The sequence below is a fragment of the Erwinia sp. OLFS4 genome (assembly GCF_002752165.1).
In the GTDB taxonomy this organism is placed as follows: domain Bacteria; phylum Pseudomonadota; class Gammaproteobacteria; order Enterobacterales; family Enterobacteriaceae; genus Izhakiella.
The window spans coordinates 17,321-40,672 of the sequence record NZ_MOMB01000065.1; the positions used below are offsets into that span (position 1 = coordinate 17,321).

24 protein-coding genes and 2 tRNA genes are annotated in these 23,352 nt (G+C 54.6%); 17 read left to right on the forward strand and 9 right to left on the reverse strand.

The genetic code is table 11. The features are described from left to right. Positions 1-119 precede the first annotated feature (119 nt). The 10 genes from BL249_RS16505 (at position 120) to BL249_RS16550 (ending at position 11,756) form a co-directional block, all read left to right on the forward strand. Positions 120-887: a hypothetical protein gene (locus BL249_RS16505; protein WP_099706923.1), complete on the forward strand. Its 768-nt coding sequence runs from the start codon at positions 120-122 to the stop codon at positions 885-887. A gap of 188 nt (positions 888-1,075) precedes the next feature. After that, on the forward strand, positions 1,076-1,582 hold the full coding sequence (locus BL249_RS16510) for a Dabb family protein (RefSeq protein WP_099706924.1): 507 nt from the start codon (positions 1,076-1,078) through the stop codon (positions 1,580-1,582). A 384-nt stretch (positions 1,583-1,966) separates the two neighbouring features. Next, positions 1,967-2,911, forward strand: a complete 945-nt coding sequence (locus BL249_RS16515; protein WP_099706925.1) for an ABC transporter permease — start codon at positions 1,967-1,969, stop codon at positions 2,909-2,911. Positions 2,912-2,913: 2 nt separating this feature from the next. After that, positions 2,914-3,822, forward strand: a complete 909-nt coding sequence (locus BL249_RS16520; RefSeq protein WP_199073510.1) for an ABC transporter permease — start codon at positions 2,914-2,916, stop codon at positions 3,820-3,822. A gap of 4 nt (positions 3,823-3,826) precedes the next feature. Continuing rightward, positions 3,827-4,795 (forward strand): ABC transporter ATP-binding protein, encoded by a 969-nt coding sequence (locus BL249_RS16525; RefSeq protein WP_099706926.1) that lies wholly within the window; start codon positions 3,827-3,829, stop codon positions 4,793-4,795. Next, positions 4,788-5,738, forward strand: coding sequence for an oligopeptide/dipeptide ABC transporter ATP-binding protein (locus BL249_RS16530; RefSeq protein WP_099706927.1), 951 nt, complete (start codon positions 4,788-4,790; stop codon positions 5,736-5,738). The genes BL249_RS16525 and BL249_RS16530 overlap by 8 nt, the downstream gene beginning before the upstream one ends. Before the next feature lie 30 nt (positions 5,739-5,768). After that, positions 5,769-7,334 (forward strand): ABC transporter substrate-binding protein, encoded by a 1,566-nt coding sequence (locus BL249_RS16535; protein ID WP_099706928.1) that lies wholly within the window; start codon positions 5,769-5,771, stop codon positions 7,332-7,334. Between the two features lie 86 nt (positions 7,335-7,420). Beyond that, a complete protein-coding gene (locus BL249_RS16540) occupies positions 7,421-8,665 on the forward strand; it encodes an MFS transporter (RefSeq protein WP_143354804.1) in 1,245 nt (414 codons plus the stop codon). Between the two features lie 35 nt (positions 8,666-8,700). Continuing rightward, entirely contained in the window at positions 8,701-10,689 is a 1,989-nt protein-coding gene (locus BL249_RS16545; protein ID WP_099706930.1) for a CocE/NonD family hydrolase, read from the forward strand. A gap of 92 nt (positions 10,690-10,781) precedes the next feature. Beyond that, positions 10,782-11,756, forward strand: coding sequence for a GlxA family transcriptional regulator (locus BL249_RS16550; protein WP_199073513.1), 975 nt, complete (start codon positions 10,782-10,784; stop codon positions 11,754-11,756). On the opposite strand, the gene BL249_RS16555 is transcribed toward BL249_RS16550, so the two are convergent. Together BL249_RS16555 and BL249_RS16560 are read right to left on the reverse strand one after the other, a co-directional pair. Then, positions 11,750-12,535, reverse strand: a complete 786-nt coding sequence (locus BL249_RS16555) for a nitrilase-related carbon-nitrogen hydrolase (RefSeq protein WP_099706931.1) — start codon at positions 12,533-12,535, stop codon at positions 11,750-11,752. The genes BL249_RS16550 and BL249_RS16555 overlap by 7 nt on opposite strands. Then, positions 12,535-14,520 carry a CocE/NonD family hydrolase gene (locus BL249_RS16560; RefSeq protein ID WP_099706932.1) on the reverse strand — a complete coding sequence of 662 codons (1,986 nt, stop codon included), beginning with the start codon at positions 14,518-14,520 and terminating at the stop codon, positions 12,535-12,537. The genes BL249_RS16555 and BL249_RS16560 overlap by 1 nt, the downstream gene beginning before the upstream one ends. A 437-nt stretch (positions 14,521-14,957) precedes the next feature. On the opposite strand from BL249_RS16560, the gene cspE reads away from it, so the two are divergent. From cspE to BL249_RS16570, 3 genes are all read left to right on the forward strand, one after another. After that, complete coding sequence (gene cspE, locus BL249_RS16565) at positions 14,958-15,170, forward strand: transcription antiterminator/RNA stability regulator CspE (RefSeq protein WP_099706933.1); 213 nt, start codon at positions 14,958-14,960, stop codon at positions 15,168-15,170. Between the two features lie 4 nt (positions 15,171-15,174). After that, entirely contained in the window at positions 15,175-15,318 is a 144-nt protein-coding gene (ymcF, locus tag BL249_RS19295) for a cold shock small protein YmcF (RefSeq protein WP_446717714.1), read from the forward strand. Between the two features lie 318 nt (positions 15,319-15,636). Further along, a complete protein-coding gene (locus BL249_RS16570) occupies positions 15,637-16,752 on the forward strand; it encodes an alkene reductase (protein WP_099706934.1) in 1,116 nt (371 codons plus the stop codon). A gap of 144 nt (positions 16,753-16,896) precedes the next feature. Here BL249_RS16570 and BL249_RS16575 read toward each other — a convergent pair whose 3' ends face one another. From BL249_RS16575 to BL249_RS16585, 3 genes are all read right to left on the reverse strand, one after another. Beyond that, entirely contained in the window at positions 16,897-17,622 is a 726-nt protein-coding gene (locus BL249_RS16575; RefSeq protein ID WP_099706935.1) for an SDR family oxidoreductase, read from the reverse strand. A gap of 72 nt (positions 17,623-17,694) precedes the next feature. Continuing rightward, positions 17,695-18,465 carry an enoyl-CoA hydratase/isomerase family protein gene (locus tag BL249_RS16580; protein ID WP_099706936.1) on the reverse strand — a complete coding sequence of 257 codons (771 nt, stop codon included), beginning with the start codon at positions 18,463-18,465 and terminating at the stop codon, positions 17,695-17,697. Between the two features lie 21 nt (positions 18,466-18,486). Then, on the reverse strand, positions 18,487-19,110 hold the full coding sequence (locus BL249_RS16585) for a glutathione S-transferase family protein (protein WP_099706937.1): 624 nt from the start codon (positions 19,108-19,110) through the stop codon (positions 18,487-18,489). 134 nt (positions 19,111-19,244) lie between these two features. Between BL249_RS16585 and BL249_RS16590 the strand changes: the two genes are divergently transcribed. Next, positions 19,245-20,129, forward strand: coding sequence for a LysR family transcriptional regulator (locus BL249_RS16590; RefSeq protein ID WP_099706938.1), 885 nt, complete (start codon positions 19,245-19,247; stop codon positions 20,127-20,129). Between the two features lie 106 nt (positions 20,130-20,235). Here the strand turns inward: BL249_RS16590 and BL249_RS16595 are convergent. Next, positions 20,236-20,310: transfer RNA gene (locus BL249_RS16595), tRNA-Gly, on the reverse strand. 1 nt (position 20,311) lies between these two features. After that, positions 20,312-20,387 (reverse strand) — tRNA-Lys (locus BL249_RS16600). Between the two features lie 236 nt (positions 20,388-20,623). On the opposite strand from BL249_RS16600, the gene BL249_RS16605 reads away from it, so the two are divergent. Together BL249_RS16605 and BL249_RS16610 are read left to right on the forward strand one after the other, a co-directional pair. Beyond that, positions 20,624-21,067, forward strand: coding sequence for an Ivy family c-type lysozyme inhibitor (locus BL249_RS16605; RefSeq protein ID WP_099706939.1), 444 nt, complete (start codon positions 20,624-20,626; stop codon positions 21,065-21,067). A gap of 95 nt (positions 21,068-21,162) precedes the next feature. Next, positions 21,163-21,897 (forward strand): YoaK family protein, encoded by a 735-nt coding sequence (locus BL249_RS16610; protein WP_099706940.1) that lies wholly within the window; start codon positions 21,163-21,165, stop codon positions 21,895-21,897. A gap of 81 nt (positions 21,898-21,978) precedes the next feature. Here the strand turns inward: BL249_RS16610 and BL249_RS16615 are convergent, their stop codons facing one another. After that, entirely contained in the window at positions 21,979-22,209 is a 231-nt protein-coding gene (locus BL249_RS16615; RefSeq protein ID WP_099706941.1) for a hypothetical protein, read from the reverse strand. Between the two features lie 439 nt (positions 22,210-22,648). Continuing rightward, positions 22,649-22,921 carry a helix-turn-helix domain-containing protein gene (locus BL249_RS16620; RefSeq protein WP_158233113.1) on the reverse strand — a complete coding sequence of 91 codons (273 nt, stop codon included), beginning with the start codon at positions 22,919-22,921 and terminating at the stop codon, positions 22,649-22,651. Positions 22,922-23,221: 300 nt separating this feature from the next. Between BL249_RS16620 and BL249_RS16625 the strand changes: the two genes are divergently transcribed. Beyond that, a partial coding sequence (locus BL249_RS16625; RefSeq protein WP_342633895.1) for an IS1 family transposase occupies positions 23,222-23,352 on the forward strand: 131 nt, incomplete at its 3' end.

A 23,352-nucleotide genomic window follows, 5' to 3' on the forward strand; every position in this document is an offset into this window, starting at 1 on the left:
ATATCACCTATTTATATTAAAAATTTCGGTATTGAAATACACGACCGCTGTTATCAAACAGTTTTAAGCTGAATTTCATCAACAAAACAGCATGGTTTAGAGAGTCTAAGAAACAGTGCTTGCCACTCTGGCTGCCCTTTATTGGCACCAGTAAGGTTCCGGGAGAGAACAAGGTGACTTTCAATACGTGTAATGAGCATTTTAAAGAGCCGGTGGAGATGGACAAAGATCTTCATAGCACTTTTTCTCATGCGATCACGATCGTCGATGCCTGTCATTTTGGTCGGCTGGGGCTGTACAGCCTGTTGACACATCCGCAATCGTCCACGGAGGTGGTATCCGTCAGTGTTCATGAGCAGGTAGAAAGTGCACTGATTGATGCACATAGCAGACAGGCGGACAGGAAGGAAGACGGCGCGGAGCGGTGTCTGGTTTTGCGTCTGCCGCCGTGCCCGGTGCCGGCGCTGCAGCAGTTGTTGTACCTGGATAATGAGGAGATAACGCAGGCGGGTATTCAGCGTCTGATTGTACTTTCACCGTTTAGTGTCAATAACGTTATTCGTCAGGTGCTGGTTTGCGGCGGGGTGCGGGTGCCGGTACGCTTTGTCAATGCGCGCAGTGCAGTGACATTGTTGCGCCAGCGGGTGTTATCGCAGGGTTCTCTGCTGCGGGAGGAAGATGAACTGCTGCCCCGGATACCCACCCTGATATTGTCGCTTTGCGAACGTCAGGTGCTGATTAAAACCTTGCTGGAAATTCCCATAGATCAGCAGGCCCGCCAGCAGCAGCGTAATAACAAAACATTGTACGCACAGCGTTACAATGCCTTGCGAAAACTGCGCGCATCGGGGTTAAACGACCTGCTGCGGCGATTTGTTTCGATGTGAGGGGATGGCTGCGACGATAAAGGGTTACTGCTGAGCGCCATAGTGGGAAAGCGAGCAGTCTCAGGGAGAAATGATGGTCTGACAGATTAAGGTCTTGCGCTGGTGGTTACCGCTTATGATGGGGAAGGTATTTTTATTTCTGACATCTGTCAGCGGGTTATTGGTTAACGAATGAAAAGGGAGGCCAGATGTCAAAAACTACAGGTTTGCTGTTTTTTCTTCTGATATTTATCAGTAGTCATGTTCAGGGAGAAAACGGTGTTATGTTTAATAATCTGAGTCAACAGCGTGAGGTTATTGGGGAGGCGGCATTTACCGCAAAGGATTATAAACCACGGCTGGTGAAACATATTGTGTTGTTTAAATATAAGCCTGACGTGACGGCGGCGCAGCGTGATGAAGTGGTGAGCCGTTTTATGTCACTGAGTCATTCAGTCCGACCGGGTGAATCTTCTCCGTACATTCTGTATATAGTTGAAGGTGTACAAAACAGTGGGGAAGGTGCTGATAATGGATTTGAACAGGGGTTTATTGTGACGTTTAAGTCTGAAGGCGATCGCAATTATTATGTGGGGAAACCGCTGGTGAAAACACCGGGTTATTATGATGAAGCCCATGACGCATTCAAGCAGTTTGTGGCGCCCCTGCTTAGTAAAGATAACGGCGTTCTGGTGTTTGATTTTTCACTGAAGTGATCGCGTTATAAAGGCAATTTTATTGTCACTTTCTGGCAAAATCGCGCCATTAATATTAAAGCATCTTCCATTATCACAGGGCTGATATTTAATCCTCATTGATCACCCAGTGCCGCAGTGCCGTTTGCCGGCGTGCATACCTCCCGCTTTTTTCCAGCCACTCAATACCCGCATACTTTATTCTTATATGTCGTATTTATCATAAAGAATGACGTAAATATCGCCTTTATCGTAGTTAAAGCCTGACAAGATTTTTATCACTAACCCTGACTTTTCCTTGCCGGTAGCAGTTTGCACCGGTGTATACCACTGTGTGCCCGATTGTTGGTGTTGCCGGTAACGGCAGACGCAATTACGGCGCGACGATGATCTACAGGGGCGCTTATGGTGCGGTATGTGTTCCGGCGACTGGTTCTGGCGGCAGCCGTGATGCTGGTGGCGATTTCGGTGCTGTTTTGTCTGGTGTTTGTGGTGCCTGGCGACCCCGCTTCCGTGGCGTTGGGGCCACGGGCGACCGAGGCGCAAAAGCAGGCGCTGCGTGAGCATATGGGGTTGGATCAACCCGCACCGGTACAGATGGGGCGTTTTATTGCTCAGGTAGTGCGCGGCGATTTGGGTGAGGACGTATTAACGCATCGTCCGGTGAATCAGCTGATCGCTAGGGCATTGCCAAACACCTTATTACTGGCACTGTCGGCGATTGCCTGGGCGATGTTGCTGGGTATTCCGTTGGGTTGTTACGCGGCATTGCGACAAAACGGCTGGGGTGACCGACTGATTGGCGTGCTGTCGATTAGCGTCATTTCCCTGCCGGCGTTTGTGGTGGCGATTTATGCCATGCTGCTGTTTTCCGTCACATTGCGCTGGTTTCCGGCGATTGGCGCCGGGCGGGCGGGTGATATCGGTTCGCAGTTTCATGCGCTGGTGTTGCCGGCACTGACGATCAGCCTGAGCTGGGTGGGTTATCTGGCTCGTCTGGTGCGCGCATCAATGCTGGAAGTGCTGAAAGAGAATCATATTCGTACTTATCGCGCTTTTGGCATCAGCGATCGGCGCATTGTGTTGCGTTATGCGCTGCCGGTTGCGGTAGTGCCGGTCATTTCGGTGCTGGGGGTTGGCATGGGATCGCTGTTATCGGGGGCGGTGCTGACCGAAATTGTGTTCGCCCGTCCGGGGCTTGGCAAACTGGCTTTCGATTCGGTGATTTCCCGAAATTTTCCGGTGGTGATGGGAACGGTAGTGGTGACTTCGGCGCTCTATGTGCTGGCGAACCTGTCGGCCGATTTGCTGAATACTCTGCTTGATCCGCGTACGCGTGAGGAGCTGTAACTATGGATCTCACCACCACTCTGGCGTCGCCGGCGGAAGCAGGTCCGCTGGCTGCCGCGCCTTCTTTATTGCGTGTCCCTCGTCTGGTCTGGCGGACGGCGATGGGACGTTTTGCACTGATTTGCGTCTGTCTGCTGCTGCTGTGCGCGCTGTTTGCGCCCTGGCTGGCACCGCACGATCCGTTCGCCATTAAGGCGGCGCTGCGTCTGAAAGGGCCAAGCATGGAATACTGGCTGGGCAACGATCAGCTGGGGCGTGATGTGCTGTCACGCCTGATTTATGGTTCGCGCATTGCCATGACGGTGGCGTTTTTTGGCGCGGGCTGTGCGCTGGCGATAGGCACCTTTCTTGGGCTGATTGCCGGTTATGGTCCACGCCAGCTGGATACCTTGCTGATGCTGCTGTGCGATTCGGTGATGTCAATCCCGATGATTTTGTTTGCACTGGCGGCGGTGACCGTCATGGGGTCCAGCGTTGCCACCATTATCGTGATTGTGATGACCTTTATGGCACCGGGCTATTTCCGCGTGGTGCGCAGTCAGACGCGGGTCCTGCGTCAGCGGGAATATGTGGTTGCGGCGCGCGCAATGGGGGCATCACCGTTTAGCGTGGTCATCCATCATCTGTTACCGAATATGACCGGTACGTTGCTGGTGCTGGTGGCAATGGATATTCCGGCGGTGATCGCCATTGAATCCGGGCTGAGTTTCCTCGGCCAGGGCGTTCAGGCGCCTGACGCCAGCTGGGGCACGGTACTCAATGACGGTTATTCCTGGATTCGTCAGGCGCCGCATATTGTGGTTGCCGCCGGCGCGCCCATTATCCTCGCGACTCTGAGTTTTACATTTCTTGGTGAAGCGCTGCGCGACGCGCTGGATCCGCGCACTGCGCGCCCGGCAAGGAAGGAGTAATGCAATGAGCTTACTGGATATTGACGATTTATCGGTGACCTACGCGTCGCCGGATGGCCCGCTGAAAGCGTTGCGCAACATCTCCCTGACGCTGGATAAGGGCGAAGTGCTTGGTCTGGTGGGGGAGAGCGGCTCGGGTAAATCGACGCTGGTCAGCGCCTTGCTGACGCTATTGCCAGACAATGCCACCACCCACGGGCAGCTACGCTGGCACGGCAACGATTTACTTGCTCTGCCGGCGCATGCGCGGCGTCAGCTGCGTGGTAATGGTATTGCGACCGTCTCGCAGGACCCGTTCACTGCCCTGAATCCGGTACTGACTATTGGTAAACAGCTGGTGGCGTTTCAGCATCATCAAGCGGCTTCACGACGCGAAAAACAGGCGCGGGCTATCGCGATGCTGGCGCGCGTTGGTATTTCCGACCCGGCCGGGCGCATGAAACAGTATCCGCATGAGCTGAGCGGCGGGATCCGTCAGCGTATTGCCATTGCGGCGGCGTTGCTGACCCGCCCGGAATTACTGATCGCCGATGAGCCGACCACTGCGCTGGACGCCACCACGGAAATGCAGGTGGTGGAACTGCTGAAAGACAGCCGCCGTCTGGTGGATGGCGCCATGATTTTTGTTACCCATGACCTGCATCTGTTGGCAACGCTATGTGACAAGGTGGCGGTGATGTATGCCGGGGAGTTAATTGAAACCGGCCCCTGTCGTGAGGTGTTTGCCTCGCCTTCACATCCCTATACCCGCGCGTTGCTGGCCTGCGATCCGGCGCGCATTGATACGCCAACCCGTGAACTGCCGTTTATTGCAGGCTCGGTACCGGTGCCAGGTATGGCACGACGCGGCTGTCCGTTTCAGCCGCGCTGTGCTGAGGCATTTGCCCCCTGCGAACGGGAAAATCCTCCCGCCGTATTGCTGGCGGGTGGGGGGCGCATGGTCTGCTGTCATAAGGTGAAGCACGATGCTTGAAATCGACGATTTAGTGGTGCGCTACAAAACCGGCAATTTGCTCAGCCGTCTGCAACCCGGCGCGACGCGCCATATTGAGGTGCTGGCCGGGGTCAGTTTGCAGGTGCCGGCGGGAAAAACCGTCGGCCTGATTGGCGAAAGCGGCAGCGGTAAAACCACCCTCGGTCGGGCGGTTATCGGACTGGCGCCAATCAGCCGTGGTTCCGTGCTGGTAAATGGCTGGCAGCCGCGTGATGGCAGCGATTTTTCCTGGCGGCCAGTGCGGCGCGAAACCGGGCTGATATTTCAGGACCCGATGGCGGCACTTGACCCGCGTATGACGGTGGCACAACTGGTAACGGAACCGTTTTCTGTTAACGGTATTGAGGTTAAGCGGCGTCAGGCGGCAGCACAATTACTGGATCAGGTTGGGTTGTCATCGCTGTTTCTGGACCGCTACCCGCATCAGTTATCCGGCGGCCAGGCACGGCGGGTTGCGGTCGCGCGCGCGCTGGCATTGCGCCCCAAACTGATCATTGCCGACGAACCCACCGCCGGGCTGGATTTATCGGTACAGGGCGAGCTGCTTAACCTGATGACCTCGCTGCAGCGTGAGCTGGGAATGAGTTATCTGATGATTACCCATAATCTGGCAATTACCCGTCACGTTACCGACCTTATTGCGATCATGTACCTTGGGCGCATTGTGGAGAGTGGCCCGACGGCGGCACTGTTTCGTGCGCCGGCCCACCCTTATACCCGCGCATTACTGAGCGCCAAAGAAAAAACCGGCGGCAGCGTGTTACAGGGGGAGATTCCGACCCTGGCACAGCGGCCGCATGGCTGTGAGTTTCATACCCGCTGTCCGCTGGCGACTGAACGCTGTCGTCAGCAGGCGCCCTTGTTACGCCCGTTGCGTGACCAACACCAGGTATCTTGTCACACCCCTTTGATTAATGACTGAGCGCCGCACACGGCACAGGAGAACGGTCCCATGAACAGACGTGAATTATTAAAAGCGATGGCAGTTCTGGCTGCGGGAGCATCCGGCTCCATGCTGTTGCCCGGCGGATTGCGGATGGCAGTTGCTGCCGAAAGTGGTCAGAAAATCCTGCGGGTACAAAATGATCAGGACATTACGAATCTTGACCCGGCTAATCGCAGCGGTTGGTATGACGAAATGGTGATGTTTGCCATTTATTGTGGGTTGTGTCAGTACAAACCCGGCACCACCTGGGGCTGGCAGCTGGATGCCGCCGAAACGCTGGAGCAGGTCGACCCGCAGACCATCCGCTTTAAGCTGAAGCCGGGTATTATGTGGAGTGGGGATTTTGGCGAGATGACCGCCGAAGACGTGAAATACTCCTATGAACGTTTTCTTGACCCGAAATTGTCGGCGATTTATGCCAGCGACTGGGAAGCGCTTGATCATGTTGAAGTGATCGGGACTTATGACGGAATTATCCATCTGAAACATCCGTTCGCACCGCTGTTTACCAGTACCTTACCCCACGCTTCCGGGCTGATTATTTGTAAAAAAGCGCTGGAGGCCAGTAAGGATAAAAAGATTGGCACCGATCCGCTGGCCTGTGCCGGTCCGTATCGCGTTGGCAGCTGGACGCCCCGCGAGAAACTGACCCTGACACGTAATGAAAAGTGGCACGGTCCGGCCACCGATTACGACCAGATTCAGCTGCTGCCGATCGGCGATCTGAATACGGCGGAAATGGCGTTTGAGGCCGGCGATCTGGATATGACCAAAATCAACCTCAGTGCGGTGGCTAAATATCAGGATGGTGGCAGTGACGGCACCCTGACTTTGCGTCCGGCGCTGGCTTATACCTGGCTGGGGATGAATGTTGACCACCCGAAACTGAAAGATGTCCGCGTGCGGCGGGCGATTCAGCAGGCCATTGACGTAGCCTCTGCGCTAAACACCACCTTTGGCGGTGCGGTGAAACCGGCCTATGGCCTGGTACCGCCACCGTTACCCGGCGCGCGCAGTAAAAATAACTATCCCTATTCGGTGGAGGCGGCGAAAGCGCTGTTAAAACAGGCCGGAGTGAGCGGACTGCAACTGCGTCTGGATTTTAGTACCTCAACTGATATCGGCACCCTTGCGCAGGTCATCCAGGCGCAGCTGGCAGAGGTGGGTATTACGCTGCAAATTAACCAGATGGACGGGGCTACTTTTGTCGCGGCCGGCCAGCAATCAGCCGGCGATGGCTGGAAAGATTCGCAATTGCGTATCACCACTTTTACCACCGCACCCGATCCCAGCTGGGTCACCGCCTGGTTTACCTGTTCCCAGGTGGGGATCTGGAATACCCAGCGTACCTGCGATAAAAGCTGGGATCAGCTAAACAGTGCTGCGGCGGTTGAGCAGGATGCGGCAAAACGCGCCGCGATGTATGTGCAGTTGCAGGACCAGCTGGAAGAAACCGGAGCCTATGTGTTTCTTTACCACGGCAGTAACGCCTGGGTGACGCCGGCCTCGATCAAAGGCGCCTGGACGCCGGATGGCCAGTGGGCTTTGTTCCGGGAAGTCAAACGCGTCTGACGGGTCTCCCCCGCGTTTCTTTTCCTTCGCCGGCGCTACACGCCGGCATTATTTAACGACTATTTATACCTGATGCGGGGCTTATTTTGACGACTGCACGTATTCCTCTTATGGGCAAAAAAGGGTTCAGAAGCCTGGGCAGCGCACTACAGCATCCGAATTACCGGCGTTATTTTAGCGGGCAGTTTTTAGCGGTGATTGGCAACTGGGTACAAACCATTGCGCTGGGCTGGCTGGTGTGGCGGCTGGGACTGGCTTCCCCTTTTTTGCTCGGACTGCTGGCATTTTGCAGTCAGGGGCCGATTTTAATCTTTGGCCTGTTTACCGGCGTGATCGTCGACCGTTGTAACCGGCGCCACCTGTTGATTGCCACCCAAAGTGCTCAGACCGTGCTGATGCTGCTGCTGGCATTACTGACCTTTAATCATAGCATTACCGGCAATATCGCCATCCTGGTGGCACTGGGTCTGGGGCTCATCAGTGCGTTTGACCTGCCAGGGCGGCAGTCGCTGGTGGTTGACCTGGTGGTGTATGAGGATCTGGGCAATGCACTGGCGCTGAATTCAGTGATCTTTAACGGCGCACGCCTGATTGGACCGGCATTGGGTGGCCTGCTGGTGGAGCAGGTTGGTGAAGGCTGGTGTTTTATCCTGATTGCCGCTTCTTATCTTCCGCTGATTGTGTTTCTGTCAACCATGCGTATTCCACCGCGTGTAATCGGGCCGCGAGTGGGGGGCATCTGGTGGGAAATGCGCGAAGGGTTACACTTTTTGCGCCAGGACAGCGATGCCCTGCGCATTCTGTTACTGGTGGGATTGTGCAGTCTGACCAGCGTGCCCTATTTTTCTTTTCTGCCGATGCTGGCAGATAACGTGCTGCACAACGGTGCCGGCGGTGCCGGTATGCTGATGAGTATTACCGGTATTGGTGCGTTAGTCGCTGCGTTTCGTCTGGCCTGGAAAAGTCAGATTGCGGCGATGCAGCCCTGGCCGCTGTGGGCTTCGGTGATGCTGGCATTAGCACAAATCGCCCTCGGCCTGTCACACCAGTTCTGGCTGAGTGCGGTGATTGCCGCGCTTATCGGCTATGCCATTCTGACGCAAAATCTGACCTCGAATTCGCTGTTGCAGCACCGGGTACCGGATGGGCTGCGCGGGCGGCTAATGTCGTTCTATTCCATGATGCTGATTGGCACCGTGCCGCTGGGGGCAATTATCTGTGGGGTGATCGCCAACACGCTGGGCCTGCCGCTGACATTGATTCTCGGTGGCTTGTTATGCCTGGTCGGCAGCGTGGCCATTGCCGGCTGGGCGGCGTTAAGTCAGCCGTAACCATTATACGATAATCCAGATATACAGGAGGTTGCATGTCTCAGTCTTTGACCGCTACGTCTGCGGCGCCCGATTATCAACAAATTTTTATAACGCTGAGTGACGGCACGCAGCTGGCGGCCCGGCTGTGGTTACCCGTGACTGAACAGGCGGTGCCGCTGGTGCTGGAGTGGATACCTTATCGCCAGTCGGACAATACCGCCGTGGGTGATTCGATGGTACATGGTTACTTTGCTCAACAGGGTATTGCTGCCCTGCGGGTTGATCTGCGTGGTAGTGGCAATTCAACCGGACTGCTGCGCGATGAGTATCTGCCCCAGGAGCAGGATGATGCGCTGGAAGTGATTGAATGGGCTAGCCGGCAACCATGGAGCAATGGCAATGTTGGCATGATAGGTATCTCCTGGGGAGGATTTGCTGCTCTGCAGGTAGCCGCCCGGCGCCCGCCCGCACTGAAGGCGATTATTACCTGCTGTTCGACTGACGATCGCTACCGTGACGATGTCCATTATATGGGCGGCGCCTTGCTGACCGATGGCCTGCAATGGGGGAGCGGGTTGTTTACTCAACTGGGCCGACCGCTGGACCCGCAGCATGTCGGCGAGCAGTGGCGACAGCACTGGCTGGCGCGACTGGAAGGGATGGAGCCGCCGCTGCATGCCTGGCTGGCTCACCCGCAACGCGATGCATACTGGCGTCATGGCTCGATTTGTGAAGATTACCCGGCAATTCAGTGCGCGGTATTAGCCGTTGGCGGCTGGACCGACGGTTATTCAGATGCCATCCTGCGCATGATGGAGCACCTGTCGGCGCCGCGAAAAGCCTTGATTGGACCGTGGACCCATATCTATCCGCACTGGGGTACACCCGGCCCGGCTATCGGCTTCCTGGCGGAGTGTGTCAGCTGGTGGCAGCAGTGGTTGCAGAATGAGGATAGCGCTGAGCACAGCGATCCTCTGTTACATCTCTGGCAGGGAGAAAATATCCAGCCCGATGCAGCGAATTTCTCCCTTGACGGACACTGGATCTGTGCACCGCACTGGCCATTGCCGCAGCCAGAGCGTTGTTTCTGGCTGGCAGCGGGACAGCTCGCCGATGCCCCTCAGAGTGCGCAGCCGGTACTGACAGTAGACAGCCCGGTACATTGTGGCCTGATGGCCGGGGAATGGTGCCCGCGTGACGGTGGCGGCAGTGCACCGGAATTCCAGCACGATCAGCGTGCGGATGATGCGCTCTCCTGCTGTTTTGATTCGCCGTTGCTTGAGGAAGCGTTGTCGCTGCTCGGTAAGGCCAGCCTGCGATTGCAGGTCGCATTTGAGGCGGCCTCTGCTCTGCTGGTGCTGCGGCTGAATGAAGTGGATGCAGGAGGACGTTCCGGGCGCGTCACTTTTGCTGTCCATCGTCTGACGCGCCCGCAAGGCGTTGCCGCCGGCGAGCCTTTTCCGGTAGAGCTGGCGCTAAAGGGGGTCAGTTATCGCTTCGCCGTGGGCAAGCGTTTACGGCTGGCCATTTCCACTACCTACTGGCCGATGGTGTGGGCCGAGCCGGATCAGGGCGCGGTGCGCATTTTCCCGCAAAGCGCTTGCCTGCATCTGCCGTTGCGTCCAGCCGCGGTGGTGGATAACGTGGTCGGTTTCGCTGCGGCAGAGGAGGCCCCCGCCATCGATCACCAGGTGCTGGCGGGTGAAGTCAGCACGCGGCAAGTTCACTGGGATGCCGGCAGCGATCGCTGGCAGCTGACGATGGATGCACAGCGCCAGAAAACCCGCATTGGCGAACTGACTTTTGACGGTGAAAGCCATGATGTCTATGAGATCGGGCGCACGCGTGACAGCGCCAGCATGACGTCGCGGCGTATCCAGCGCTATGATCGTCCTGGCTGGCATATTGAACTGCGCTCGCATATGCACCTGTGCTGGGTGGAAGGCAAGCTGCAACTGACTTCAGGTTATGAAGCCTATGAAAATCAGCGCAGGATTTTTCAGCGTCACTGGCAGCGTCAGTTCGCGCCGGCGAAACCCTGATAACGGCATAAGGGCGAGGCGGGCGCAATCGACTGGTGTACCCCCCTATGATTCGGGCATAGTAAAGGCTTGCCGGATAGTGGAGGTACGAGGTGACGAGACAGAATCTGCAGCCCTGGGTGTTTACCTTTTTGCTGGGCGATGATTTTTCCATGATGAGCCTGGCCGCGGCAATTGAACCGCTACGTTCCTGTAACCGCTTGCAGGAAACCCAGGCGTTTCGCTGGCATCTGGCCAGCCTCAATGGTGAAACTGTCACGGCAGCCAGCGGCATTCCCTTTACCACCCGGCCGGTTAACGAGGTGCTGGCGGAAACCGATTATCTGTTTCTCTGCGGGGGAGAACGGGTAGTGGCTTCGCGTTTTGAACGTGGTTATCGTGCCGCGCTGCGCCAGGCGGTCCATCAGGGGCTGGCAATTGGCGCCCTGTCGACCGGGACATTTTTGCTGGCAAAATGTGGGCTGCTAAAGGGTTACCGCTGTACTATCCACTGGGAAAGTCAGGCAGCATTTAATGAAAGCTGGCCGGATATTCACTGTACCGGCAGCTTATTTGAAATCGATCGTAACCGTCTGACCTGTGCCGGTGGCACCGCAGCAATGGACATGATGCTGTATCTTATTGCTGAACGTTTTGGGCAAAATCAGGCGCAGGCGGTTGCCAGCCAGTTCCATCATGATCGGATTCGTAACCGGGAAGAGCATCAGCGTGGTGGAGCGTCGTTACAGATGATGGCACCCCCGGTAGTGCAGCAGGCGATTACGGTAATGCAGGCACATCTGGAAGAGCCACTCACTATGGATGCGGTGGCGCAACGCGCCGGGGTTGGTAAGCGTCAGCTTGAACGCCTGTTTGCCCGTTACGCGGCGAAAACACCACAGCGTTACTATCTGGAGTTACGCCTGCAGCAGGCGCGTGAAATGCTGATCTATTCGAATAAGTCAGTGATCGATATTGCTCTGTCGGTCGGCTTTAGCTCCACTTCCCATTTTGCCGCGTGGTTTCGCCGGCTATTTGGTATTTTGCCCTCTGCGGTGCGACGCGGACGGCGGACTAAATATCAATAGCCGGTCAGCTGATATAACTGCGGATGACGATCCGCCAGCAGGGGATGGTGTTGCCGCCAGCGCTGTATTATGCTGACATCCAGCCGGGCGGCAATGATGCCGGCGCCGGCGCCCGCCAGCGCCGCCAGCGTATTTCCGTCCGGTCCAGCCAGCCGGCTCATGCCGATACAGGGCGCTGCACCCTGTGTGTCACCGCGATTGGCAAATACCACAAAATAGCCATTTTCATAGGCGCGGGCCGGGACCAGGTGGTGGGCAATCAGCTCATAGCCGGGACTGGTTGCACTGATGCATAACAGGCAGTCGATACCCTGCTGGGCATACAGGCGACTGAGTTCAGGAAAGTCGAGATCGTAGCAAATCAGCAGGCCAAAACGCATGCCCGCCAGCGTAAAGGTTTGCAGCCGGTTACCGGCGGTGAACAGTGCCTTTTCATAACCGTTCCATAAATGGGTTTTGCGATAATTGGCCAGCGTCTCACCCTGCGGACCAATGGCGCGCACCGCATTAAACAGCTGCACGCCGTGTTGTTCGGCATAGCCAAATACCAGGGTTTGCTGGCGCCGGCGTGCCAGTGCGGCAATCTGAGACATCTGCTCACTGTCAGCGGTGATCGCCAGACGGCGGATGCGTTGCGCATCGTCATAGCCACACAGCGCCAGTTCTGGCCATATCACCAGTTGTGCATCGGCGGCCTGATCCAGTCCCGCTGTCAGCCAGGCGACCATTGCCTGCTGGCTGTCCGGTGCATCATTGCTCTGAATAATGGCGATGCGCATTATTGTTCCTTATCGTTAGCGGATGAAAACGGGAAGTCGTGTTGCCACTGACGAAAAAAACAGACCGTCTCTCCGTCGCGCGCTTCGAGCGTTGAACTGAGGTGCCAGCCGTTGGCATCACAAGTCAGCAGGCTGCGGGTATCGAGACTGGCATGCCACTGGTCGCGGCGGAAACTGGCGTGCCGGACCGCTTCAGAACAAGCGCTGGCGGGATCCAGTGCGTTAATCCGGTAATTTTCATGTCCCAGCGCTTCAAGCCGCAGACCGGTATCGGCGATACGTAATGCGCCGAGATTACGCACCACTTGCAAGGTTGTGTCACCGTCGTTCATGTCCCGCGTCAGATGCAGTCGCCCACGCTGGGGGGCGACCAGTACTTCGGCATCCAGTGGTGGAGGTGACCAGGCCTGACCTAAATCGGGTGCTTCACAGTTTTGCTGACGTAACGGTAGCCGTATATGGCCGGCGCTCAACGTCAGGCGGGTCAGCCAGGGTAGCGGCGCGGCCAGCGGCCAGTAAGCCGAGGAGACCGCAAGGCGCAGCCGGTAGCCGGCAGGTACTTCAAAGGCCACGGCTTTCAGTGCCAGGTTAATGACATATTGCTCACCGGGACTCACTTTTTGTTGCTGAGAGTGGCCATCACGCTGGTTGAGGTTCAGCAGTCCGTAGCTGATACGCAGGCTGGTACCATCCGGCGCGACCGCGTTAAGTCTCACCGCCACCAGTGCCTGAGGTTTATCAGCACACAGACGCAGTTCCACCGGTACGCGGCCAACCAGTTGTAACGATGTTGGCAGCGGCGGGCTATCAAAGCAGCAGGAACCGGCGTCATCTTCACGCTGGTCGCCAGGCATATCCGGCCCGGAGCCATAGGGACACCACTCCCCGGACGCCAGACCGGTGGTGGCCGGGGAGCAGACGCTACGGGAAAAAGCTCCGGCCGGCGTGGTTTGCAGGCCATATTCCGTCAGATGCCAGATTTGTGGCGTGATGGCTGCGCTGGGCCAGCTGGTTTCGGCTGCCCAGCGTCCCCGACGCTGGTGGTAACGGGTACGCGGTGCCTCCGCTTCCTGCATCCAGTAGCTGATCATCGGTTCTGCCATCAGGCCGCTATCTTCGTTTTTCAGCCAGTGATCAAACCAGCGTTGAATATAGCGGATAAAATCGATACGTGGTCCTGGGGTGGCGACGTGGGGAAATGCGTGCCCCCATGGGCCGATCAGTCCTTTACGCGGCGTGTTCAGACCCTCCAGCAAACGCAGAACAGTATTGGTGTAGCCATCGGCCCAGCCACCTACCGCCAGTACTGCCGCGTCGATTGCGCGATAATCTTCACACACCGACCCGCTTTGCCAGTAGGCGTCGCGCGTCGGATGGCTCATCCAGCGGGCAGCCGGCGGCGTATCCATGGCTTCAAGACGCGCCAGCCATTGTGCTTTCCAGCCTTCGCCGACAATGGCCGGATCGGGTGGGGTAGGGGTCCAGGTAAACAGGGTGGTACCGTACTGCAGGTTATCGTTAAGCAGCGCACCGCCCATATAGTGCATATCATCGGCGAAACGATCGTCAGTGGAGCAGGCGGTGACAATTGCCTTCAGCGCCGGCGGGCGCAGCGCGGCAATCTGTAAGGCATTAAATCCGCTCCATGAAATGCCGATCATGCCAAGATTACCGCTGCACCAGGGTTGTGCCGCAATCCAGGCGATAACTTCACAGGCGTCCTGCCACTCCTGCGGCGTATATTCGTCATTCATCAGTCCGTCGGAATCTCCTGCACCCCGCATATCCACGCGGATAGCGGCATAGCCGCACTCAGCCAGCGCCGGATGCAGAATAGCATCGTCTGCCCGATGACGGTCGCGCCGTCGGTAAGGAAGGTATTCCAGCACTGCCGGAACCGGTTGTTCGCCATCCGGCAACCACAGACGTGCAGCGAGACGACAGCCATCGCTGAGGGGGATCCATTCAGTTTCGATAATACGCATTGATTGTCCTCAGTGAAGGGTAGCTGCTCAGCGTTATCCTGGCATAGTTGCCGGCAGAAAAGAGTATTTATACGACCTGTTTGACGGAGAATGCGACATGGCAGAGGAAAGCATTGCCCGCCTGCTGTGTGTTTTACTGAGAATGAATAAATAAGACAGAAACCGGTAACATGGTATTTTTATGTGGCGCTGTAAGGCCGGTTTAGCGGGAGGCTTACAATAACGCGGGTGGACTTTTTAACTTGCATAGTCGATCCAGATGTGCGTTAATCAACTGTCAGTCTGATTAGCAGACAGTTTCAAGTTAGTTATTTTTTTATTTCTCATCTATGTTAGTGCCGCCCTTCAGCCTTTCTCTTTGAGTCTTATTCAGAATTTGATGCGTCTCTGCCATTCAGTCTTTATCGCCGTAAGGCTCACTGAAAAGGTAACTTTTTATGTCTAATAAAATTATTGGCACCGTTAAATGGTTTAACGCAGACAAAGGTTTTGGTTTTATCTCTCCTGAAGACGGCAGCAAGGACGTTTTCGTTCATTATTCTGCGATTCAGGGTAATGATTTTCGTACGCTCGATGAAGGGCAGCGCGTAGAATTCTCCATTGAGAATGGCCCTAAAGGCCCTTCAGCTGGAAATGTAACAGGAATTTAAGATTATTATAATCTCACATTATTTACGATGTCCGAATTGTCATGGTTCACAATACCGGACGTCGGTTTTTGATATCACGAAAGCGAATCCTTTCGGTGCAAAATGTATTTTTTGCAAATCAATTATGATTCAGCTGAAAGCGAGCTAATTATTGCTCTGCAAAACGAATGAGAAGGTTTTCAACAGACCTTAACAACCGGCTTTAATTCTATAGCATCGCTGCGGCGATGCTTTTTTTTGCCTGAAAATAGCGGATATATATTTAATCGTACAGGGTGACGATGAATGATCCGGCCGGCTGTTTGCCTGTTGCGACTGTGATGATAGAACCGCGCTACAAGGTTATTCGTAATCATGTCGTGACGCTCGCTATTCCTGTCAGGCATAGCGCTTATGCAGTGGGAACCGTTTCTGGCCTGCTCCGCTCTGTTTATGCTGTGCTCATCCTTCCATGAGAGAGCAAAAAATGAACAAATTATTTACCCCTTTATCGGCAGGGAAACTGCGGCTTCAGCATCGTGTCGTGATGGCGCCGGCAACACGTATGCGTAGCGAATCCGGCGGGGTGCCCGGTGATTTGATGGTGGAATATTACCGCCAGCGGGCCAGTCAGGGCGGCTTACTGATTGCTGAGGCCACGGCGATTTCACCCTATGCCAACGCCTATGCGGATGCTCCGGGTATCTTTAATGATGCACAACAGGCTGGATGGCAGCGGGTGGTGGACAGCGTACATCAGCAGGGCGGACAGATTGTGCTGCAGCTCTGGCACCCCGGGCGGCAATCTTTACCTGAACTTTCACAGGGTCATCAGCCGGTGGCGCCTTCCGCACTGCTGGCGCGGGAAACCTACGGTGTTGGCAAGCGTGATGACGGTGGCTACGCGGGTAAATTGTTTCCGCTGCCCCGTGCGCTGCTGGCGTCTGAGATTGACGAGATACTGGATGCGTTTCGCCTTTCGGCACAACGAGCGAAAGATGCCGGTTTTGACGGTGTTGAACTGCATGCCGCTAATGGGTATCTGCCTGAACAGTTTCTGCTGGATGGCAGTAATCAGCGTCAGGATCGCTGGGGAGGGAGTCTGGCCAACCGCGCCCGCTTTCTGTTTGATGTGCTATCTGTGCTGACCGCCGTGTGGGGCAGTGGACGGGTGGCGGTGCGTATTTCACCAAGCGGTATTTATGGCGACATGCACGACAGCGATCCGGCGGCGAAATTCAGCTATGTTGCTGAAAAGCTTAATGACGTCGGACTGGCCTATCTGCATATTATAGAACCGCGCATTGTCGGACCGGAGGATCGCGACAGCACCCGCTATGTCGATCCGGTAGCCAGCCGCCAGCTGCGGGCGTTTTATCACGGCATTATTATTGCCGCAGGGGGCTTTACACCCGACGCGGCTGAAAAGATGTTGCTTGCCGGAGAGGCCGATTTGATTGCCTTTGGTCGATTATTTACCTCCAATCCCGACCTGCCTGCGCGTATCCGGTATGGCTATCCACTCACGCCGTATCAGCGTGAAACCTTTTTTGGCGGCGATGCCGCAGGTTACAGTGATTTTCCAGCCTATCATCAGGCATAAAAGATCTGAGGGGGCGGCAGGTTACCTGGATACAACTGTTGGCTATTTTGCGCGATGTTTATCGCGCTTTTTTGTTTCATTTGCGGCTGAATCTTTCAGGTGACGTTCTGCGACACAGATAGCGTCGCCTGAAGTCGGTCGGGGTTAAAGCAATGAAACGCCGACCGATGCGCCACCATCAACATACAGCGTCTGGCCGGTGATAAAACTGGCCTGATCGGACAAAAAAAACTGCGCCGCGGCGGCGATTTCATCTGGTGTGGCAAAGCGTTTCATTGGAATAGCGGCAAGATAGCGCTGCTCGCTGTCACTTCCCGGCGGATTGCCGGCGCGAAACAACGCGGTTTCCGTCGGCCCGGGTGCGACGGCGTTAACAGTAATCCCCTGAGTGGCCAGCTCCAGCGCCCAGCTGCGGGTAAAACTGACCAGCGCGGATTTGGCGGCGGCATAGGCGGTACGTTGCGGCACGCCGAGTACGGTAACACTGGCGATATTAATAATCCGTCCCCAGCCGCGCGCTTGCATTGCAGGCAGTGCGGCCTGAGTAGCCAGCAACGCCGGATGCAAGTTAACCGCCAGCACCTCATCAAGCGTGTCAGGCGTCACTTCAGGTAACCATTGCGGGCGTACCAGGCCGACATTATTGATCACTCCGTCGATTCTGAATTCAGCGTTCAGTCTGTGCATTGTCTGCCGGACGGCAGCACCGTCACTCACATCAAGCGTGACAAAGTGTCCCGGAAACCGCTGCGGCGGTCGGTGGCGCGCAACACCAATAACGTGATTACCGTCTGCCGCCAGACGCTGAGACAGAGCATAACCAATGCCTTTGCTGGCGCCAGTAATAATAAAGGTTCGTTGCTGATTCATCCGGTTCTCCTTTCAGAATGCGAAAAACCGGCACGCTTATCCGTGCCGGTGCGAGGGGGTACTGGCGGAAAGTCAGACGGCGGGCGTTGACTGCTGCGCCACATCGGCGGCGCTGATGCCTTCCAGTGCCAGTCCATAACCAATGCCTTCATCAATGATGCGGCGCAGTTTCTGCGTCAGGGCAATGCGGGTATAACGCCGGGTTAGCGTTGGCAGTGCCGCCAGCGATTCTGCCAGCGCATAAGCACGGGGCAGCAAGGCTTCACGGGGCAGTATTTCGTTGATAACCCCCCATTCTCTGGCGGTTTCAGCATCCAGCTGCTGGCGGGTTAGCAGAAAGTAACGACCGCGAATACTACCGATAACTTCAGGCCATAACAGATTGACACCATCACCGGGGACAATACCGAATTCAAAATGAGGCTTATCCTGAAAAACGGTATCTGGCGTTGCCAGGACAATATCAGACAGCAATATATATTCAGAATGCAGGCGTACCGGGCCGTTTAATGCTGCGATTACCGGCACTTCAATATCCAGCAGGTTCATCAATACTTTTTTCCCTTCGCGGTAAATTTTGTCGTAACCGCGCGGGGTAAAGAAATCAAATCCCTCCGGACTGATATGTTCCATAAAGGCATTGCCGCTGCCGGTCAGGATCACCACGTGATTATCCGGGTCGGCGGCAATCTGATGAAACAGTTCAACAAATTCCTCATGGCTGTGGCCGTTAAACAGCAGCGGACCCTCGTTGGTATGGAATCTGACTTCCAGTATGCCGCTGGCGCTACGGGTCAGACGGGCATGGTTAAAGCGATCACGGTAATGTTCGAAGCGGGACATATCAGTTCTCCTGTTAGCGGATCAGGCGATGAATAACGCATTGATTTTTTCTGTGGCACGTATTACGGCGGGCCGTGCTGACAGCAGGTCAAACCAACGACGAAGATGAGGAAATGTTGCCAGACTGACGCCGGCGAATTCGCGCCGCCATAACCAGCCATAATGGGCAATATCGGCAATGGAGTATTCTTCACCTGCCAGCCAGGGCGAGTCAGAAAGCTGGCGGTCCAGTAAGCCAGTTACCCGCATGGCCTCACGGCTGAAGCGTTGTTGCGCCAGGGGTTGCGGTTCGCTGGCCAGCCGGGTAAAAAAACCGGCCTGGCCGAAGGCCGGGCTGACGGCTGAAGCGTGGAAAAACAGTTGCTCAAACACGCGAGCCTGGGCTTGCGGTCCGGACGGCAATAATGCCTGATGTTTGCCGGCCAGATAGAGCAGTATGGCGGCTGATTCACTTAATACCATTCCCGTCTGGCTATCCTGTAATACCGGCACTTTACCGTTTGGGTTTAGCGCCAGAAAATCATCCCGGGTCTGCTCACCCTGACGCAGATTCACTGTGTGTAGCTGCCAGGGTTGTGCGATTTCTTCCAGCATAATGGCCGGCTTGATACTGTTTGGCGTGGCGTAAGCGTAAAGTTGATACATGCTATGTTCCTTATGACTGGCCGGTTTTCAGCACAGCGATATCGCCTGCTGTTGGTGAACAGAAGTATCTGATAATGTGTGGTGGTAATGGCAGACGGCTAAAAGCCATAATTCCTATTCCCGGGGGGAATACCATGGATCGTTTTCAGGCGATGCAGATGTATGTGCAGGTAGTGGATGCCGGATCGTTCTCCGCAGCCGCGCGTATTCTGAATATCGGGCAGCCGGCGGTGTCAAAAACCATTGCCCAGCTGGAAAAATATCTTGAGGTCCGGCTATTACTGCGTACAACCCATGGTCTGACACCGACGGAAGCCGGGCAGCGTTATTATGAGCGGGTTCGTATTACGCTGCAGCAGGCAGAAGAAGCGGAAATGGCGGCACGGGAGGCCGACAAAGGTCTCTCTGGTATTTTACGCGTGGCTGCCGCACCGACCTTTGCCCGGCTGCACGTGATTCCACATCTCGCTCAATTTATGGCGCGGCATCCGCAGCTGAAAATAGATATTAAGCTCGACGATCGTCCCATCGACCTGGTGGCGGAAGGCATTGATATTTGTCTGCGTATGGGCTCCCTGCAGGATTCTGGCTCGGTGGCGCGTAAACTGGCGACTTCACCACGTTCTGTTCTGGCGACGGCAGACTATCTTAGCTGTCATGGTTATCCGCGCCATCCTGGCGAACTCAGTCAGCATGATGCGCTGGTTTTCAGCCAGCAAAATGATAGCTGGCAGTTTAGCCGCGATAACCGGGTTGAGAGCGTTGTACTTAAAGGACGACTGCATCTTAGTGCCGCAGAAGGCGTGCGTGCCGCGGTGCTGGCGCATATGGGAATTACTGTGGCATCCGACTGGATGTTCTCGCAGGAAATCGCGCAGGGCATGGTGCAGCGATTATTACCCGAATGGCAGTTACCGGCGATAGATTTGTGGGCGGTGTTTCCGGGAGGACGTATGGCAACGGCTAAAGCTCGTCAGTTTGCGGCTTTTGTTGAAACCCTCATGCAAGGGGAAGGTTGACGCAGAAATAAAATCACCGCTATCACCAGGCTGGCATAAGCAGCCTGCATGACCGGGCGCGCAAAGTGCATGTGTATGTAGCTATCATTCATTGGTGCAAAACTGCTGGAGCGGTCAGCGGGAATCGAACCCGCATCATCAGCTTGGAAGGCTGAGGTAATTGCCATTATACGATGACCGCATGGTGAGTCGTACAGGATTCGAACCTGTGACCGATTGATTAAGAGTCAACTGCTCTACCAACTGAGCTAACGACCCATGTTGCTAATTATATTACGTTGCATTATGCCTAATAGACTGATCCATATCAATATATTGCCCATTGATATCAGACAGCGCATTTTCTGATCCAAAAGGAAAAAGCTTCTGACAATGACAGGCACAACCTGCTGTCAGCGTTGACGGCGAACGGGCCTGACGCCGCAGCAAAGATCCCCTATACTTTGGCAGAACACGCTGTTTTTATCTACCACCAACGGAATGGAATTTTATCCATGAAAAAGCTGATTATTGCCACGTTACTGAGTGTCTTTCCTTTATTTTCATACGCTAACCCGCTTTACCTGGCCGATTTCGCCACCGCGCCAGCGACGCAAAAAGTTTACAGCGCCCTGATTGCAAAAGCACAATTACCGGCATGGGTGAAGCAGGGGGGAACCGGTTCCCCGGCGATCGAAGTGGAGGTTTCCGGCGTAAAATATCAGGTGATGTCCGGCTGCAAACCCCATAACTGTCCTTCCCAGCAGTTTGCGGTGATGTATGCGCCGCAATCCCATCAGATTTATGCGGTGTATGCCCAATACCACGAGAAAAATGCCACTCAGGAACTGCGCTGGCTGAATGTTGGTGAGGATCAGCCGGTTGATATTCGCACGGTTCTCTTTGCCCGCCTGAGCGGCAGCCTTGAGAATCATCCGGAGCAGTTTAACTTCCACTGAGTTACCAGCGGACGGCGCGCTGAAGGGTACAGACTTGTACTGCCGGCTGAACTGGAAGATGATAAGTGCTCGTGCGTATCTTCTGAGTTCGCTCAATGTTAATCAGAACCGATGAGGCCAGGACTATCAATACCGATAGTCGCCTGGCCTGTACTTTAGCTGCTGTTGCCGGTGCTCTTAATACTGCGGCATTTGAAATTGTTGGTTTTTTTTCTGCCAACATGACCGGTAATGTCTCTTCACTGTCCGATCATCTTGCCAAAGCAAATCTGCAGGCTGGCGTGTTTTTTCTGTCGCTGGTCGGGTTATTTATTGCGGGTGCCACCTGCGCAACCCTGATCGTCAATGCCGGCAGACGCAGAGGCATTCGCACTATTTATGCGGTGAATATTTTTATCGAAGGGGTGGCACTCATGGCGCTGGGCGCGGTTGAAAGCTGGCTGATGCCGGCAGCCTCCGGAGTGCTGCTGATTCTTAGTCTTAGCTTTCTGATGGGATTACAAAATGCGGTGGTCACGCGTATTTCAAACGCGCGTGTCCGTACCACTCATGTTTCAGGTACGGCTACCGATATCGGCATTGAGCTGGCGATGTTGTTTGATGTGTTACGCAGAAAAGCATCGCCGAAAGAGGCGCCACTCTATCTTGAGCGGCCGGGGCTGCACTTTTTTACCGTCACGGCCTTTCTCGTCGGTGGCATTGCCGGCATCGGTATGTTTCATTTGCTGAGTTATAAATTTTTAATCCTGGTGGGATTAGGGCTGGTTTATCTGGCGGTACTGACGATAGTGAAAAATAAGCTTTCGCCACGGCCGCCGGTTTCGCCCTGACCTGTCAGCCTGGGTTATTTTAACCGGCCCTCCAGGTGGCTTTGACGCATAACCGCAAGGACAAAGCCTGCAATAACAGCATCAGGCACCCGGCAGAATATAAAATCCGTCACTGAAAGGCACATTTTCCCGCTGTGGCAAGGTGCCGGGTGCAACATAGTCATCCCGGTACCAGACAACATCATCGACATTGACCGTTGCGCTACACTCTGCGCAGTACAGGCTCGCTACCCGATCGTCCTGCGTTGAGTTAATTGACGCTTTGAAGCGGTCATGGCCGCACTGCCTGCATTGGATTTTTATCACCGGCATGATGGGGTTGCCCGAATGGGTTAATGGAAATAATTATAAGGTAATCTAAAATAGTGCTAATTATATGCTTCTGCAATAAATACTTTTAATATCTATATTTCATATGGTTATGGCATATTCAGTCTGAAGATTGCGTGAGGGTGCATGACGGCCCGTTATTTTTTTGCGCAATATATGCCATTAAGCACCGGGTTGTACCGGAAGGTGAAGCATGCCTGACAGGATGAGTGGTTGTTGCGATACCCGGTACTGAGCGGGGGTGTGCAGCGTCAGTGCGATGCCAATGGCATCCTGGTGGCTCGCGTGGCAGCCATAGTGATCACCTGTCGCTAATAACAAGTAAAGCCACTGGTTAAGTTTCTTCCGGTGGCTTTTAAATTATAACCGGCTGGTTTTTAACTTATATCTGTCACTATATGATTTTTATCTTGATAATATATTATATAGCAGAGGAGTTAAGATTAAATGAAATGGCCTCGTTGAGGCATTTCTCAATAATTATATGAGGACTGACCTCAAGTAACAGGCATATTTGCAAAAAAATATCGACTTTTATTGGTGATACTCCTCTTTCGATTCGTGAAATATGTTGCTGACTGTAGCCAAGAAGGTGGCTGAATTCTCTTTCAGTAAACTTTTTTAATCGTGCTTTTCTGATTTCTCTACCGATTAATTTTCTTGATGCTGCTATGATGCGTTCTTCTTCCCACAAAATAATGCCTCCCTGTAGTTGCTCTCCTGTCCATGATCCGTTTTGTTGCCATCAGTTTTCTCTGTTTGTACAAAGTATAAATGATAACAATCAAAAGTACTAATATCAGTATGATCATAATAACTTCCTGCCTGTCATCATGTTCATTGTTGATAACCAGTGAGCAATGTCAGAATCTCTGGTAAATCCCATATTGGTTTTTACCAGATTTTTGTAGGTATGGATGGTTTTGGCACAGACCCCGGTGATGCCTCTAATTGGTTGAATCTGATGTATAATGCGGGCTTTTGAGGTTCTCTTATGGCCAGCGTTAACGTTCATTGTCCCCGTTGTCAGTCTGTTCAGGTTTACCGCCATGGTCAGAACCCTAAAGGCTATGACAGATTTCGCTGCCGTGACTGCCACCGCGTGTTTCAACTCACTTACGCTTA

What these genes read in the sequence shown, in the direction of transcription:
- BL249_RS16580 (WP_099706936.1), bottom strand. Translation starts at nt 18,465, where the DNA reads ATGTCCCGCTTCGAACATTACCGTGATCGCTTTAACCATGCCCGTCTG.
- BL249_RS16520 (WP_199073510.1), top strand. Translation starts at nt 2,914, where the DNA reads ATGGATCTCACCACCACTCTGGCGTCGCCGGCGGAAGCAGGTCCGCTG.
- BL249_RS16535 (WP_099706928.1), top strand. Translation starts at nt 5,769, where the DNA reads ATGAACAGACGTGAATTATTAAAAGCGATGGCAGTTCTGGCTGCGGGA.
- BL249_RS16570 (WP_099706934.1), top strand. Translation starts at nt 15,637, where the DNA reads ATGAACAAATTATTTACCCCTTTATCGGCAGGGAAACTGCGGCTTCAG.
- cspE (WP_099706933.1), top strand. Translation starts at nt 14,958, where the DNA reads ATGTCTAATAAAATTATTGGCACCGTTAAATGGTTTAACGCAGACAAA.
- BL249_RS16545 (WP_099706930.1), top strand. Translation starts at nt 8,701, where the DNA reads ATGTCTCAGTCTTTGACCGCTACGTCTGCGGCGCCCGATTATCAACAA.
- BL249_RS16615 (WP_099706941.1), bottom strand. Translation starts at nt 22,209, where the DNA reads ATGCCGGTGATAAAAATCCAATGCAGGCAGTGCGGCCATGACCGCTTC.
- BL249_RS16575 (WP_099706935.1), bottom strand. Translation starts at nt 17,622, where the DNA reads ATGAATCAGCAACGAACCTTTATTATTACTGGCGCCAGCAAAGGCATT.
- BL249_RS16610 (WP_099706940.1), top strand. Translation starts at nt 21,163, where the DNA reads ATGTTAATCAGAACCGATGAGGCCAGGACTATCAATACCGATAGTCGC.
- BL249_RS16585 (WP_099706937.1), bottom strand. Translation starts at nt 19,110, where the DNA reads ATGTATCAACTTTACGCTTACGCCACGCCAAACAGTATCAAGCCGGCC.
- BL249_RS16590 (WP_099706938.1), top strand. Translation starts at nt 19,245, where the DNA reads ATGGATCGTTTTCAGGCGATGCAGATGTATGTGCAGGTAGTGGATGCC.
- BL249_RS16510 (WP_099706924.1), top strand. Translation starts at nt 1,076, where the DNA reads ATGTCAAAAACTACAGGTTTGCTGTTTTTTCTTCTGATATTTATCAGT.
- BL249_RS16530 (WP_099706927.1), top strand. Translation starts at nt 4,788, where the DNA reads ATGCTTGAAATCGACGATTTAGTGGTGCGCTACAAAACCGGCAATTTG.
- BL249_RS16555 (WP_099706931.1), bottom strand. Translation starts at nt 12,535, where the DNA reads ATGCGCATCGCCATTATTCAGAGCAATGATGCACCGGACAGCCAGCAG.
- BL249_RS16605 (WP_099706939.1), top strand. Translation starts at nt 20,624, where the DNA reads ATGAAAAAGCTGATTATTGCCACGTTACTGAGTGTCTTTCCTTTATTT.
- BL249_RS16515 (WP_099706925.1), top strand. Translation starts at nt 1,967, where the DNA reads ATGGTGCGGTATGTGTTCCGGCGACTGGTTCTGGCGGCAGCCGTGATG.
- BL249_RS16525 (WP_099706926.1), top strand. Translation starts at nt 3,827, where the DNA reads ATGAGCTTACTGGATATTGACGATTTATCGGTGACCTACGCGTCGCCG.
- BL249_RS16560 (WP_099706932.1), bottom strand. Translation starts at nt 14,520, where the DNA reads ATGCGTATTATCGAAACTGAATGGATCCCCCTCAGCGATGGCTGTCGT.